We start from the raw sequence: 15319 nt of genomic DNA on the forward strand, positions 1-15319 counted from the left end.
AAATGAACAAAGACACCATTGCTGGTAATTGGAAAGAACTCAAGGCTAGGGTAAAGCAACAGTGGGGTAAGCTCAGTGATGACCGTTTGACCGAGATTGACGGGAAGCGCGATCAGCTTGCAGGCGAGATTCAGCAGGCCTACGGTCTTTCAAAAGAAGAGGCCGAAAAGCAGATCGAAGACTTTGAAAAGTCGACCAAGCACTGATACGCCGATTCTCAATGCCCGTGACACGATGGAATTCGCGATGTGGGGGCACACGCTGTCGGGTGATCGGGAGAGCCGCCGGCAGCGTAGCCTGGCATAAGTCAGCAAAAAACGTAAGTCAGCGAAACAAGGAGGGAGCATGCCGGAGAAACCCGTAATGCTGATCACCGGTGCCTCATCGGGCATTGGTGCCGAAACCGCACGAGCCGCCGCTCGGGAAGGCTACCGCCTGGTGCTGGCCGCCCGCTCGGAAGACAAACTGGCTGGCTTGCAGCAGGAACTCGGTGGCGAGGAAAACGTGCTGACCGTCCGCTGTGATGTGCAGAGTGAAAGCGACCAGAAAGCGATGGTTCGCCAGGCGCTTGATACCTTCGGGCAGATTGATGCGGTCTTCGCCAATGCCGGCCGTGGTGGCGAACCGGGTGGTTTCAGCAAGGCCGATCCGGGGGTCTGGAAAGACATGATTCTCACCAATGTACTGGGCGTGGGCCTCACCATCCAGGCCTGCTTGCCGGCGCTTCGGGAAACCCGTGGGCACCTACTGCTGACTGGCTCGGCGGCGGGCCGCGTGACCATTCCCGGCTCCATGTACAGTGCCACCAAATGGGCGGTGTCCGGCATTGGCTATGGCGTACGTGAGGAGCTTCGAGGCTCGGGCATCCGTGTCACGCTGATTGAACCGGGCATGGTGAACACCCCGTTCTTCGATGAACCGCCGGCCCACGCCCTGAAGCCGGAAGACATTGCCAACGCGGTCATGTACGCGGTGGCCCAGCCGGCCCATGTCGACGTGAACGAAATTCTGGTCAGGCCAACACCGGAAATTGAGTAAAGCCTTGCGCTGGGCCGGGTGTCCCATAGACTGAAAGTGAACGGATCCGAATCGACAACAAAGAGGAATGGCTGTGCCTTTAATGTCCTGTTTCCGCCGCGCTGCGGCAATCACCGTCCTGCTGTTCGCCGGTCAGGCCATGGCGGCCGACCCGGTGGTGGTGTCATCCAAAATTGATACCGAAGGCGCCGTGCTGGGCCAGATGATCCTGCAGTCCCTGGAGGATGCTGGTGTGCCGGTCGAAAACCGGCTTCAGTTGGGCGGGACCAGCATTGTGCGCAACGCCATCAAGGCCGGTGAAATCGACCTGTACCCGGAATACACCGGCAATGCCGCCTTCTTCCACGATCAGGCTGACCGGGATATCTGGAAAGACGCCGACAAGGCCTACGAGCAGGCTGCCCGTCTTGACCGGGAAGCCCACAACATTGTCTGGCTGACCCCGGCCGAAGCCAATAACACCTGGGCCATGAGCGTGCGGGGCGATCTGGCCCGGAAGCACAACCTCAATACCCTCGAAGACCTGGCCCGGTATATCAATAACGGTGGTACCTTCAAGTTTGCGGCCAGTGCCGAGTTTGTGGAATCGGCCAGCGCGCTGCCGGCGTTCCAGGAGGCTTATGGCTTTAAACTGGACTCTGACCAGTTGTTGATTCTCTCTGGTGGTAACACTGCAGCCACCCTGCGGGCGGCGGCCCTCAACAACAACGACGTGAACGGCGCCATGACCTACGGCACCGACGGTGGCCTGAACGCACTCGACCTGAAGGTGATGGAAGACACCCTGGGCGTGCAGCCGGTGTACCAGCCAGCGCCGATTGTGAGGGCGGAGGTGCTGGAGACCTACCCGGAGATCCGGGAGGTGCTTGAGCCCATCTTCGAATCCCTGGACCTCGAAACCCTGCAGCGCCTGAACGGCCAGGTCGCGGTCAATGGCGTGCCGGCCAGCCGAGTGGCGCGGGATTATCTGGATGGCCTGGGCCAGGACTGAGGTTTGTCGGTTCCGCATTCCGGTTTCATCGCTGACCGTCCTAATCGGGTGATCCCCGCGCTGGGGTTGCTTGCCCTGGCGTTGGTCTGGATCCTCGATTTCGGCGTGATTCAGCCCAACCGCATTGTCTCAGGCACTGGCCACGGCCTGTGGTCGGCGCTTGGCTGGCCCGGGGCCGCGGTGGTCACTGTTGTCCTCGCTGGCGCAATACTGCTGTCGATAGCACGAATCCCGAAGCGCTACCTGCTACTTCTGGGGTTGATCGGGGCTTCACTGGCAGCGCTGCCACTGCTGCTGGAAGTGTTCGCTGGTCGTCATCTTCCGGCGGACGCTCCCTATGCCCGCTCTTCAATCGGGGCGGGGTTCTGGTGCCTGCTGTTTTTACTTTCGCTGATGCTGATTGAGGTCCTGGGACGGCTGAGGACCGGCCACTGGCTGCAATTGTTTCTGTTGGTTGCGCTAAGTGGCAGCTGGTTGTTGCTATTTCGCGGCGATGGCCTGGAAAGTCTTTCCCTGGTTCGGGAATTCAGTGCCCGGCCGGGCAAATTCGAGCAGGCCCTTTATACACACCTGGCGCTGGCGTTGGGGGCGGTCTCCATCAGTGCCTGCCTCGCCTTCGGGCTGGCCCTGAAGATGACGCGCAGCCCGGCCTGGCAACGGCCCATCCTGGCACTGGTGAGTTTCCTGCAGACCATTCCGAGCCTGGCGGTGTTTGGTTTGTTAATCGCTCCGCTTAGTGCTCTGTCATCTGCCTTCCCGGTATTACAGGCCATGGGCATTCGGGGAATAGGCTGGGCGCCGGCGCTGTTGGCGCTGATTGCCTATAGCCTGTTGCCCATGGTTCGCAACACCTTTGTTGCGCTTACCGAAGTGCCGGAAAGCCTGGCCGACGCCGGCCGGGGCATGGGCATGACTGAAAAGCAGCTGTTTTTCCAACTTCGTCTACCGTTGGCGCTGCCCGTGATTATCGAGGGGGTGCGCATCACCACGATTCAGGCCATCGGCCTGACCGCCGTGGCGGCGCTCATCGGCGCTGGTGGCTTTGGCTCGTTCATTTTCCAAGGGCTGGGGCAGGCAGCGATGGATCTGGTGTTGCTTGGTGCCTTGCCCACCATTGCCCTGGCATTGCTGGCGGATGCCTTGCTAACCATGCTGGCAGCCAGTCTCAAACCCACCCCGGCAACGGCCTGAAGGAAGAAGGAAGTGTCTGGATGATCGAACTGAAAAATGTCACGCGGCGCTTTGGGGAGACGGTTGCCGTGGATAACATCAACCTGACCATCGAGACGGGGGAGGTCTGCGTGCTGGTGGGTAGTTCCGGCTGTGGCAAATCCACCACCTTGCGGATGATCAACCGCCTGCTGCCCCACAGCGAAGGGGAGATCCTGGTGGATGGTGAAGATATTACCACCATGAACCCCGAGCAGCTCCGGCTCAACATGGGCTATGTGATCCAGGGCACAGGGCTGTTTCCCCACTGGACGGTGGCCCGCAACATCGCCATGGTGCCGCGCCTGCTGAAATGGCCGAAAGAGCGGATAGATGCCCGGGTGCACGAGTTGATGACACTGTTGGATCTTGACCCGCAGGCCCACGCGCACAAGTACCCGCAGCAGCTGTCCGGTGGTCAGGCCCAACGGGTGGGCGTGGCCCGGGCGCTGGCGGCTGACCCCAATATCCTCTTGATGGACGAACCCTTCGGGGCCCTGGATGCCATCACCCGGGAGAACCTGCAGCTGGAGATGCTGCGAATCCAACGCCAGGTACGGAAAACCACGGTGTTCGTGACCCACGATATCGATGAGGCCCTGAAGCTGGCTACTCGCATTGCCGTGATGGACCAGGGCCGCATCCTTCAGCACGACACGCCGGAGAACATTCTCCGCGACCCCTCGTCTGAATTTGTGGAAAACCTGGTCGGCAAGCAGGATCGTGGCCTGAAGCTGATGAGCTTGCAGTCGGTGCGAAAAGTGATGACGGCCCATAGAGATTCTCGTCATCCGGAGCCCGGCGTTGACACGGTCAGAGAAGACGACAGCGCCCGACTGGCGTTGTCGATTGTGCTCTGGCAGGGCGCTGAACAGGTGCCGGTGGTGAATGCCGATGGCCAGGAGATTGGCTTTGTCACCCGTGAACGCCTGATGCAGGGAGGCGCCTGATGCGGATCTGGTTGCCACCGCTGCTGTTGGCATTGCTGCTGTGCGGCCTGAGTGTGGGAATGGATACCCTTCAGCCGCTGTTCCAGTGGCTGCAACCGGACAAGCAGGGGGTGATCTACAAGCGGGAAAGCTTCCTGTTCCTGCTGCAGAACCATCTGCCGCTGGTGAATCAGGTCGCCTCTATTGGCCAGACCTTTCCGCCGGTGGCAGTGCTGGCGCTGGCAGTGCCGGCCCTGGGGTTTGGCGAAGCACCTATTGTGGTGGCGCTGATTCTCTACGGGTTGCTGCCCATCCTGCGCAACACCCTGGCGGGGCTGGAGGGGCTGGATCCGGCCGTGCGCGAGGCCGCACGCGGTATGGGCATGTCGCCGATGCAGGTACTGCTGCAGGTGGAACTGCCCCTGGCCGGGCGGGTGATCCTTGCTGGCATACGTACCTCCGTTACGATCAACATTGCCACGGCAGCGATTGGTTCCACCATCGGTGCCCGGACCTTGGGCGACCCGGTTATTGCCGGGCTGGTCAACGGTAATACGGCGTATGTGCTGCAAGGGGCCATCCTGATTGGCCTGCTGGCACTGACCACCGACAGCTTGTTTGAAGCGATCCAGCGGTCCTGGGACCGCCGGTTATCACCTTCCGTGACGGCGTCGTGAAACGCGGTATCTTTACCCTTTCGTTGGCCAACTAGTGTCCCGTCTGGTCAATGAATTAACCAGACGGGACACTAGAGTGTATGGTCAACGTAGTCCTTGGGCTGCTCTATTGGCGCGTTCCACGGATCGGGATCTGCGTTGGCTTTTGCATCCTCGTATTCTTCCAGCATGCGCTCCATCCGGCTGCGTTGCAGGGCCTCATGGAATTCGGCCTGCCTTTTTTCTTCCCTAAGGGATTTGAGCAAGGAAGCCGCCATGAAAATCATCAATATCATGAACGGCAACGCCGCGACGATGGAGATGGTTTGCAGCGCCTGTAGCCCACCACTCATCAACAGAACTCCGGCCACCATCACCTGCACGACACCCCATAGCACTCGCATCAGCGGCTTTGGGGTGATGGTTCCATGGCTGGTAAACATGCCCAGGACAAAGGTGGCGGAGTTGGCCGAGGTGATCACAAACAGGATGATCAGCAGAAGCACCAGCGGGCCGGTCACGTTGTCGAAGGGCAGGAATTCGAGCATATGGAACAGCCCGGAGCTGATTTCCTTGCTGACCGAGGCGGCAATGCCGCCATTCTCAAATATCTCATAAAAGAGAGCCGAACCACCGAAGGTAGCGAACCAGACAATACTCAGTAACACCGGCATGCCGATCACGCCGAGGATGAATTCGCGAATGGTGCGCCCGCGGGAAATTCGGGCAATAAAGCTCCCTACAAACGGTGCCCAGGACAGCCCCCAGGCCCAGTAGAAGATGGTCCAGCGCTCCACCCAGTCTTCGCCGGTGTATGGCGTCATCACCAGGCTCATGCCGATCATGTTGCTGAAATACTCGCCAATGGCGTTGGTCATGGCGGCGGTGATGAAATCGGTCGGGCCAATGACGAAAACAAACAATAGCAGGGCGGCCGCCAGGACCATGTTGGCATCACTGACGTAGCGAACGCCGCTCTCCAGGGGCATCAGTGAGCACAGTAAAAAGATGACGGCAACACCGCCGAGAATGGCCAGTTGCTGGGTGCTCCCGAAGCCGACGTCGGCCACCGAACCCAGGCCGCTGTTGATCTGGATAATCCCCAGCCCGAGCGTGGTGGCAACACCGAAAACGGTGGAAACCACCGCCAGGATATTAATACCGTGACCAAATGCGCCGTCTACGCGATTTCCCATGGTGGCCCGAAACGCCTCGCTGATCAGGCCCGGCCGTTGACGGCGGAATCGTACATAGGCGATAGCCAGCCCCACCAGGGCGAAGTTTGCCCATTGATGAAAGCCCCAGTGGAACAGCGAATAGCGCATGCCGAGGCTGGCGGCGTCAGGGGTTTGTGGCTCCGCCATGCCCAGCGGTGGCTGGTTGTAGTGGGTCATCGGCTCGGCCACGCCCCAGAATACCAGCCCCACGCCCATACCGGCGGAGAAGATCATGCCCAGCCAGGCCGGGTAGGGGAATTCGGGGCTTTCACCGTCGGCGCCCAGGCGGATGTGGCCGTAATCCGACAGGCCCACGCCAATGCAGAACAACAAAAAACCGGTGGTTACAAACAGATAGAGCCACCCGAAGTGATCCGTGGTGAAGCCGAGTGCTTGCGAGGCGTTTGCTGCCAGGCGCTCGGGATAAAGTGCGCCCACTGTAACAAATCCGATTAGAATGAGCAGTGAGATGTAAAAGACTGCACCTGGCCGCTTGTTCTCCATTCAGGCTCCTTATTTGTGTTCTGTCAGGGTCGACCGCAGGGGGATGCTGCTTGAAGAAAACGGTCCGTTCAAGTGCGGTTGCCCGATAAAAGCGACATAAAATCCGGTTGACTGTTAAGGTGCCCAATCAGTGGCATTGAATTGGACGTGCAACTGGTGTAGTACATTCAAATATAACTCAATGCTTTTTTATCGGCTGGAGAGCCTCCTTTTGGTTGACGGTTCAGGTTCATTGGATAACAAGACGTTAAGCCATGACACTATTGGTGACCTGGGAGGCCTGGTCGATGCGCTGTTGGAGGTTACCCAAGATCTTTGTGCCATAGTTGATGCCAACTATCGCTATATCTGGGCCAACAAGGCTTATCGCGACTGGCATGACCTCAAGCGTGAAGGCATGCGTGGACTCAGTGTCCCTGAGGTGCTTGGCGCAGACTATTTCCGCGCGGTTGTCCAGCCCAGAATGGATCGCTGTCTGACCGGTGTAACCCAGCGCTACGAGGCTGAACGGGAATACCGTCGCCTCGGTCCCCGCAAGCTTCTGATCCGTTACTACCCGATTAATGTGCCAGGCCGTCTGGAAAAGTGCATTGGTGCGGTTATTGCCGATGTCACCGAAACCCGCGAGATTGAAAGCGAGTTATTGCGCCAGGCGGATCTGCTCGACATGGCTGCCACGGTTACCCGGTTTGGTGGCTTTTTGGTGGACCTGGAAAACCGTCAGATCCAGTGGTCAAACGTGGTTGCGGAAATGCACGGCATGCCGCATGGCTACGCTCCGCCGATCAGTGAGGCGCTGTCGTTTTACGCTCCGGAATGTCGCGAACGCATCCGCACTGTGTTCAATGAATGCGTCGAAAAAGGGACGCCGTACGACGAAGAGTTGCAGATCATCGATGCCCGGGGGCAGCCCCTGCAGGTACGCGAGGTGGGCGAGCCCGTGTTTGATGAGAAGGGCCGTATTACCCAGGTGCAGGGAGCCTTTCAGGATATTAGCGGACAGCGGAAGAAAGAGGCAGAACTTCGCCGGTTGTCTCATATCGTGGAGCAGGCCCCGGCAGCGATCGCGATTACCAACCTCGAAGGCCACATTGAGTATGTGAATCCCGCCTTCGAGCAGTTCTCTGGTTACTCAATGGGTGAGCTCCTCGGCAAAACTCCTGCGCTTATCCAGAGCGGAGATACTTCCGCAACCATTTATCGGGAGCTGTGGGACACCATTCGTTCTGGCCGGATCTGGAAAGGGGAGCTGAAGAATCGTCGCAAGGACGGCACGCCTTACTGGGAATCCGAGGTTATCTCGCCACTCAAGAACGAGTTGGGGCGCATCACTCATTATGTCGCGATCAAACAGGACATAACCGCCCTCAAGGAGGCCGAGCAGCAACTGAGCCGAATGGCATTTGAAGATCGGCTGACCGGCCTTCAGTCACGGCTCGGCTTTAACTGGCAATTGCAGCATCACATGGAAACGCATGGCTGGCAATCGTCGGCGGCCGTGGCCGTGATAAACATTATCGGGCTGAGGAATATCAACGACGCCTATGGCTATGAGATTGGCGACCAGTTGCTTGCGGAATTTTCCCGACGGCTGCAGGAGGAATCGGAGGAGCCCGATCTGGCGGGCCGGTTAGGGGGTGATGAATTCACCCTGCTTTTGCTTCCCGAGTCTTCGGAAGCGCTGGAAGCTGAGTTAAGACGATTGGTCGATTCGCTGCTGGCCCCTTTCGAGCTGGACGGTATTGTGATTGAAATCGGGGTTAGGCTTGGTTACACGCGTTTGGGAGAGCGTGCTCGCCCGGTTGAAGATCTGCTGCGAGAGTCGGAGCGGGCTCTTTTCCGGCATGGTTCCGAAGCCATCCAACCGTGGGTTGCTTATAGTGATCGCCTGCGTGAAGAGGATGAACAGCGCATTGCACTGACTCGTGAACTTCGACAGGCCATTGCCGAAAACCAGTTTGAACTGCATTTCCAGCCCAAGGTCGATCTGGCAACCGGGACGCTTATTGCTTGCGAAGCGCTGATTCGTTGGAATCATCCAACACGGGGCCTGGTCTCGCCCGGTGTTTTCATCCCCATTGCAGAGCAAAGCCAACTGATTGCGCCTATCGGGGAGTGGGTATTGCGCCGTGCCTGTCAGCACCTGCGGGAGTGGCGCGATGCGGGTCTGCAGCCCGTGCGTGTCGCCGTCAACGTATCCGTGGTGCAGTTCCAGATGGGTGACTTTGCCGGTCAGGTGCGTGCTGTGCTTGAGGAATGTGGTGTGGCGCCGCAGGAGCTGGCACTGGAAGTCACTGAAAGTGTGTTTGAGCAGGAGTCCAATGTGCTTCTGGCACAGATGTGCGAACTCCGAGATATGGGGGTGTGGCTCTCTCTGGATGACTTTGGTACGGGGTATTCTTCGCTGCTATACCTGCAACGATACCCGTTCGATGAAATCAAGATTGATCAGGGCTTCGTGTTTCACATGCTGGACGCCCCCTTCAACCGTAATATTATTGAAGCGGTAATGATGCTGGCCAGGGCGCTGAATGCAGAGGTTATTGCCGAAGGCATTGAGTCGGACGAGGTTGTTCAGGCCCTGTTGGCTATCGGCTGCCGCTCTGGTCAGGGATATTTCTACAGTATGCCGTTGGAGGCAGAAGATTTTTGCTGGCTGTTGGAACAGCGCAGTCTGCTGCCGCTCGGCAGGCATTAGAGTTAATAACCAGGGATCGTTGTCGATACTTACAAGGTGCTTAAAGTGGACCCAGAACAAACAAAACTCCAAAAACGCAGAACCGGCATTCCAGGTCTCGACAGTGTTACCGGTGGTGGTCTGCCGTCTGGTCAGGCCACCCTTGTTTTGGGTCAGGCGGCAGCCGGCAAGACTGTATTGGGCCTGCAGATTCTGGCGAATGCCATTGAACGCGGCGAATCGGCTGTGTTTGTCACCTTTGAGGAATCGACGGCCCAGGTGAAGCGTGATGCCTGCTCATTCAGTTGGGCCGGGCAGCTGCTTGGCTCTGAGCGATGGCAACTGATTGATGCCCGCCCGCACCCTGATGCACAGGTGGCCGGCGAGTTCGACATCGAGGGGCTTCTCAGTGTGGTTGGCGCATCGGTGGAGGATGCCAGTGAAACCTGGATCGTGTTTGATGGCATCGACCAGCTTTTACAGTACCAGCCCAGTCAGCGGGCTGCCGTCGAACAGGTTCGTCGCATCAGCGATCATTGTGAGGCGCGGGGCTGGACCTTGCTGCTCACCGGAAAAACCGATGGTGGTCGTATGACTCCGGCTCATCTGGACGGGATTGAGTTTTTGCTGTCGGCAACCCTGATCTTGTCCGCTGAGGTGTGTGATCATCAACTCAAACGCTTCCTGCGGATTGCCAAGTTCCGGGGCTCCGGGCATGTCACCGATGAGCTGCCGATGATTATGGACGATGATGGCATCGAGTTCCCTTTCCATGAGCCGTTGCCGGGGGCGGATGCCACAGCAAGCACCGAACGTGTCAGCACCGGGATTCCCAAGCTGGACAAGTTGCTTGATGGAGGCGTTTACCGGGGATCCAGCCTGTTGATTTCCGGCCGCCCCGGCACTGCCAAAAGTACGCTGGCGGCCCATTTTGCCGAAGCCGCCTGCCGGCGCGGTGAGCGTACCCTTTACGTCAGTTTTGACGAGCTCGCGGGCCCTTATGTGCGCAATCTGGCGTCTGTGGGTGTTGATCTGCGCAGCCCAATGACAGCCGGGTTGCTACGTTTTGTGAGTCTTTCAGCTCATGCGTCGCAGGTTACGGAGCACTTTTTTGCTCTGCGCCGGCTACTCGATGAATTCGAGCCTCAATGTCTTGTCATTGACCCGGTCTCCGCGTTGCTCAAGGCAACGGCTTCGGAAGAAGCCTGCATGGTGACCGAGCACCTGATGGATCTGGTCCGGCGACGGGGTATCACCACCGTACTTACATCGCTGACTGGTTTGCAGGATCCGGAAGGAGAGGCCACCCGGGGGCAGGTCTCGACCATTGCTGATAGCTGGATGGTTCTTGATTACAACGTCCGCGCCGGTGAGCGAAACCGTTCTTTATCGATCATCAAGTCACGAGGATCGGCCCACTCCAATCAACAGCGTGAACTGCTGCTCTCGGATGCCGGGATTGACCTGGCTGATGTTTACGAGCTGGGTACCGATGTTGTGATGGGTACCGCCCGAGTGGCTATGGAAAATGAAGCTGCCCTGAAGGAACGTCGGCAAAAGCTGGAGCACCAGCAACGTCGACTGGAGCTGGAGAGACGAATGGAGCTTGCTGAACAGGAGCGCCGCCGTCTTGAGGCCGAGTTAAAACTGGAAGAAGAGGAACTGGCCGACGCAGAGTCATTAGCCCAGGTTTACCGCAGCAAAATAAGAGAACGCCGTGATCCTGAGTGCGAAATACCCTCGGTGCATAAGGGTACTGATGAAGGAGATCTGTCATGAGTCGTCGTGCGGAATCAACGGAGTTTTCCATGCCGGTACTGTTGCTATTCGTTACCGGTACCGCACCGCGCTCCCAGCGCGCTCGGGTGAACTTGGCTCGGATGTTGGAGCAAGTCGGGCGTGATGATATCCAGCCCCATGAGATCGACTTGCTGGAAAAGCCCAAAGAGGGGGTTAAGCACTCTGTGTTTGCCACACCGGCTTTGATGAAAGTGGGCCAAGGCGGTGATGTGTCAGTGCTCTACGGAGATTTATCCGAAACTGACCGCTTGCAGCAGTTTCTGTCGGATCTGAACTACGATTAGAAGCTTGCAGGACGTCCTCCGGTGCCGTTGACGAACCGGGCGAGATAAAGCCCCGCCTTGGGCGGGGCTGGTAGGGCTGGAGCTATTAAGAACTGCTGTCATCGTCAAGTGTAACGACGCTGTCCGCCATCAGTTCGGCAGCCTCCAGGGTGTCAGTTTCCATATCCCCGGTAACGGTTACCTGGTCGCCTTTTTCAATCTTCTGGTAACCTTCGTCATCCATGGGATCGTAAGGCATAGAGGCAGTATCTACCGTCATTTTCTGGTCGCCGGAATCAATAGTAAACTCCGAGCCGTCAACACCGGTCACCGTGCCAGTCAGGACAATCTGACCAAGATCGATGGTTGGAGCGATATCAAGGTCGTTGACGCTTTCTTCATCTGCGTCACTGGCATAAAAGTAAGTGCCAAGGTTATCGACATAGACGCTGTTGGCTTCTATCTTGGCGGATTCAAAAGTATCGTCGTCTACCTCGCCGTAAACGGTGACTTCGTCACCTGGCAACACTTCCCCGCTTTCTTCAAACCAGTCCCAGTCATCCATTTCAACTGTGACCAAGCCCTCGCCATAGTCCAGCTTGAAGCTGTCTGCGGTGGTGCTCGTCACTTTCCCGCTCAGGGTGATCCATGAGCCATCCGCAGCAAGATACGGGCTTTCCTCAGCCAGAGCGGCGGCCGGCGCTAGCGCAAGAGTTGAAGCGATTGCGAGAGAAAGGGTTGTGCGTTTCATAATCCGATCTCCTTTTTGATCTCGGGGTGTATGAATTCGGGCAATGTTTTCATGCACTACATCTTTTGCCTCTGTTCACAACGCTAATAACAGATTCCGCAATTTAAAGTACTATTAATACCCGTTCACTTTGAGGCAATATTGCTGCGCATTATTAAGATTGCAGTGAAATCCGTCTAATAGCCGGCTTCAGAGGATTTCCACTCCTTCACATTTATAACGGCCTATTAATGTATCGTCCTGCAATACGTTGCCCTCCAGGTCGAAACAGAACAGGTAGGTTTCAGTACGATCTCCGATTTCCACGCTTTTAAGACCGATGCATTCGTCGGTTCGACCGGGAATCAGCTTGAAGGACGATACCCCACGCTCGGGCATTCGCTGGCCAATTTCCAGTGTCTTGATATCCGTGAAGTCGGCGTTCGCAATAATAAGCGTATTGCCGCCGCGCTCCTTCTCGTCGATGGCTTCTTCAAAGGGTGTCTGGGAAATTTTGCGCGGGAAAAACAGCCAGCAGTTGCGATAGGGGTGCCATTCTGCGGCTTCATGGGTTACGTAACCCTGGTCGCCGACATTTAGGGCATCTCTGATGCGCTGATAGTGGTTGTGCCAATTGATGCTCTCCAGGCCATAGTTTCGACTCAGAACCTTGATCCATTCTTCTTTTGCGTTCTTTCCGTGGCTGCCGACAATCATTTCATCGCCCTTGAGGGTGGCCCATTCGCTCTTGAATCCCTTGAACTTCTCGTCGCCACTGCCTGTCATCAGGATATGGCGGGGCACCAATTGGTTGTCGTTGCGGATTTCACATACCAGCCCCGTTCGGTCGTCGAAGGTGACCAAGCGCTCGCCGAACTGGACGAGTTCGGAGAACTCCGCACCTCGGCCACCTTCGGCAATCAGGCTGATTAGATGATGTTCGCCCCCTTGCTCTTCGGGGATTTCTTCCAGCCTGTAGAAGGCTTTCCCCGTGTCTGGATCTATTTCGCGATAGAGTTTGTCGAAGCGTAGGGTGGACTTCCAGGCTGTTTGGCCATCTTCAAGTTCTACCTCGGAAGCGTGATCTTCGTCTGTAATAATCGCGAGGGTGTACTCAGTCTGCATGCTGCTGTAGCGTTCAAGGCGCTGAATATCGAGCGGCTTTTCGGCCATGTCGGTCTCCTTGTCCCATATTCACAGGATGTATTGGGAAGGTTTCAAAAAGGGTAAAGGATTTGGTGGTCCTTATGGAAACACTGGACCTGGCTGGGAGAATGGGTGTTTTGATAAACCATCAAGGTGTGCTGGGGGAAATCAATGAGTGAGCGGTCTTTATCGTCTTTGCCGCCAGTATTGGCGGGGCCAATTCTCAGGCACACTACTTCCGATAGGGTAACGATCTGGCTTGTAGGTTCCTCATCGCTGACGGTACGCATACGACTTTACCAGGAGCCGTATGATGAGCCGTGTTTTGACAGGATTCTGACGGCAGAGGAAGTCACTCGGGTTCGTTTTGGCACTTCGGCCTGGTTACACCTGATCGATCTCACTCTGGACGATGCTTTGCCTCTCAATACCCGCATTGAATATGACCTGGGTGTTTCTGACCCAGCTTCGAGCGGTCCGGAACACCATCAAGAGTCCTGGATAGCGGATTGGGCGCCACACCTTTACATGTCGGGGAAAAGCCGGCCGGACTTTATTATCAAGGATCGGCTGGAGCGGCTTATTCATGGATCCTGCCGCAGGCCCCATTCCTTTGCCGCTGACGGATTGGTACGAGCCGACGAGTTGCTTCAAGAGACTCAGGAGGATAGCGCCAAACGTCCGGCTTTTATGCTCATGACCGGTGATCAGATCTATGCCGACGATGTTGCAGGTCCCATGCTTCGGGCCATCCATGAGCTGATTGGCTGCCTGGGGCTTTACGACGAAGCGCTGAACGGCAGCCTGGTCAACGACAGCAAGGAGCTGCGGGATAACCCGGATACCTATTTTCACCGCGAGAAGTTGTTGCCGGATGTCCGTAGCAATGAGGCTTTAATCGAGCGATTCTTCGGCGGGGTAAGGAAACCGGTATTCAGCACTGCCAATGCGCACAACCATCTGATCTCTCTAAGTGAAGTCATGGCCATGTACCTTTTGGTCTGGTCGCCGGTGTGTTGGCGTCTGGTCGACATGAAGCAACCAGTTCTGAGCGCGGGGGACGCCAATACCTATCTGGAGCAGCGCGCAGCGATAGATGAGTTTGTCAGCGGCTTGCCCCGTGCTGCACGAGCACTTGCCCACATTCCGAACTATATGATTTTCGATGATCACGACATCACCGATGACTGGAACCTATCGGCACTATGGGAGACAACAACCTATGAGCACCCCTTCGCCCGTCGCATCGTGGGTAACGCGCTGATTGCCTATCTGCTGTGCCAGGGGTGGGGTAATAACCCCGACGCCTTCGATGACATCCTGCCATCCATCCAGGCGTTGTCGGAATCGGCTGGACAGGGCGCTGTTTACTGTCCGTCCCGCCAGGATGCGTTAATTGATGATCTCCTGCAGTTTGAGGGCTGGCACTACACGCTGAAGACATCGCCCATAATCGTGGTGCTGGATTCACGCACCCGCCGCTGGCGAAGCGAGCTTAATCGAGCCCGCCCATCAGGGCTGATGGATTGGGAGGCTCTGACTGAGTTTCAGCAGGAAATCATTGGCCAAAAGGCCGTGGTCGTGGTTTCTCCGGCCCCCATGTTCGGTGTGAAGCTGATTGAAACCATCCAGCAGGTGTTTACCTTCTTTGGCAAACCTCTGGTGGTTGATGCCGAAAACTGGATGGCCCATCGCGGTGCCGCCAGCGTGTTACTGAACATCTTCCGGCATTCCCGTACGCCGGAAAACTTCGTGATACTGTCCGGTGACGTTCACTATTCCTTCGCCTACGATGTGCGCCTTCGGCATCGGCCGGATCAGCCCAGAATCTGGCAGATTACCAGCAGTGGAATCAAGAACGAGTTTCCCCACACGCTTCTGGAGTGGCTGGACCGGATGAATCGATGGCTCTATGCACCCTGGTCACCACTCAATTGGTTTACCAAGCGACGGCGTATGCGCGTGACGCCCCGACTGCCAGAGGGCCGCGAAGCAGGGGAGAGGCTCTGGAACAATGCGGGTATTGGCGTGGTGGATCTGGACAGGGAAGGATCGCCGACTAACATAGAACAACTGAATTCGCGTTCGGGCGGAACACGATTCCCTCAGCCGGATTGCGACCAATGAACCTGGAACTGGCCCTCTAAGCCGGCTATCGG

The 15319-nt window shown here is 57.1% G+C and carries 13 protein-coding genes; 10 read left to right on the forward strand and 3 right to left on the reverse strand.

The window, feature by feature from the left end; translation table 11 throughout:
- Window positions 1–2: 2 nt before the first annotated feature.
- The 6 genes from BY454_RS06355 to BY454_RS06380 all read left to right on the forward strand — a co-directional run bounded on the left by BY454_RS06355 (window position 3) and on the right by BY454_RS06380 (window position 4844).
- A complete protein-coding gene (locus BY454_RS06355; protein WP_104415972.1) occupies window positions 3–206 on the forward strand; it encodes a CsbD family protein in 204 nt (67 codons plus the stop codon).
- Window positions 207–345: 139 nt separating this feature from the next.
- The gene (locus BY454_RS06360) at window positions 346–1038 is read left to right on the forward strand and encodes an SDR family oxidoreductase (RefSeq protein WP_104415973.1); all 693 of its coding nucleotides are present in this window, start codon (window positions 346–348) and stop codon (window positions 1036–1038) included.
- 82 nt (window positions 1039–1120) lie between these two features.
- Window positions 1121–2029, forward strand: a complete 909-nt coding sequence (gene osmF / locus BY454_RS06365) for a glycine betaine ABC transporter substrate-binding protein OsmF (protein ID WP_104415974.1) — start codon at window positions 1121–1123, stop codon at window positions 2027–2029.
- Between the two features lie 3 nt (window positions 2030–2032).
- Window positions 2033–3220, forward strand: a complete 1188-nt coding sequence (locus BY454_RS06370) for an ABC transporter permease (protein WP_258075581.1) — start codon at window positions 2033–2035, stop codon at window positions 3218–3220.
- Between the two features lie 20 nt (window positions 3221–3240).
- Entirely contained in the window at window positions 3241–4188 is a 948-nt protein-coding gene (locus BY454_RS06375) for an ABC transporter ATP-binding protein (protein ID WP_104415975.1), read from the forward strand.
- Window positions 4188–4844 carry an ABC transporter permease gene (locus BY454_RS06380; protein ID WP_104415976.1) on the forward strand — a complete coding sequence of 219 codons (657 nt, stop codon included), beginning with the start codon at window positions 4188–4190 and terminating at the stop codon, window positions 4842–4844. The genes BY454_RS06375 and BY454_RS06380 overlap by 1 nt, the downstream gene beginning before the upstream one ends.
- A 71-nt stretch (window positions 4845–4915) precedes the next feature.
- On the opposite strand, the gene BY454_RS06385 is transcribed toward BY454_RS06380, so the two are convergent.
- Window positions 4916–6544, reverse strand: coding sequence for a BCCT family transporter (locus tag BY454_RS06385; protein WP_104415977.1), 1629 nt, complete (start codon window positions 6542–6544; stop codon window positions 4916–4918).
- Window positions 6545–6755: 211 nt separating this feature from the next.
- On the opposite strand from BY454_RS06385, the gene BY454_RS06390 reads away from it, so the two are divergent.
- Genes BY454_RS06390 through BY454_RS06400 form a run of 3 tightly spaced genes read left to right on the forward strand, consistent with a single transcriptional unit; the run spans window position 6756 to window position 11305 of the window.
- Window positions 6756–9242, forward strand: coding sequence for a sensor domain-containing protein (locus BY454_RS06390; protein WP_219820612.1), 2487 nt, complete (start codon window positions 6756–6758; stop codon window positions 9240–9242).
- Window positions 9243–9287: 45 nt separating this feature from the next.
- The gene (locus tag BY454_RS06395; protein ID WP_104415979.1) at window positions 9288–11000 is read left to right on the forward strand and encodes an ATPase domain-containing protein; all 1713 of its coding nucleotides are present in this window, start codon (window positions 9288–9290) and stop codon (window positions 10998–11000) included.
- On the forward strand, window positions 10997–11305 hold the full coding sequence (locus BY454_RS06400; protein WP_219820613.1) for a circadian clock KaiB family protein: 309 nt from the start codon (window positions 10997–10999) through the stop codon (window positions 11303–11305). The genes BY454_RS06395 and BY454_RS06400 overlap by 4 nt, the downstream gene beginning before the upstream one ends.
- Before the next feature lie 85 nt (window positions 11306–11390).
- On the opposite strand, the gene BY454_RS06405 is transcribed toward BY454_RS06400, so the two are convergent.
- Window positions 11391–12035 (reverse strand): NirD/YgiW/YdeI family stress tolerance protein, encoded by a 645-nt coding sequence (locus tag BY454_RS06405; protein WP_104415980.1) that lies wholly within the window; start codon window positions 12033–12035, stop codon window positions 11391–11393.
- Window positions 12036–12224: 189 nt separating this feature from the next.
- Window positions 12225–13187, reverse strand: coding sequence for a hypothetical protein (locus BY454_RS06410; protein ID WP_104415981.1), 963 nt, complete (start codon window positions 13185–13187; stop codon window positions 12225–12227).
- Between the two features lie 669 nt (window positions 13188–13856).
- On the opposite strand from BY454_RS06410, the gene BY454_RS06415 reads away from it, so the two are divergent.
- Window positions 13857–15287 carry an alkaline phosphatase D family protein gene (locus BY454_RS06415; protein WP_308471494.1) on the forward strand — a complete coding sequence of 477 codons (1431 nt, stop codon included), beginning with the start codon at window positions 13857–13859 and terminating at the stop codon, window positions 15285–15287.
- Window positions 15288–15319 lie beyond the last annotated feature (32 nt).

The organism is Marinobacter persicus (assembly GCF_002934325.1).
Taxonomy (GTDB): Bacteria; Pseudomonadota; Gammaproteobacteria; order Pseudomonadales; family Oleiphilaceae; genus Marinobacter; species Marinobacter persicus_A.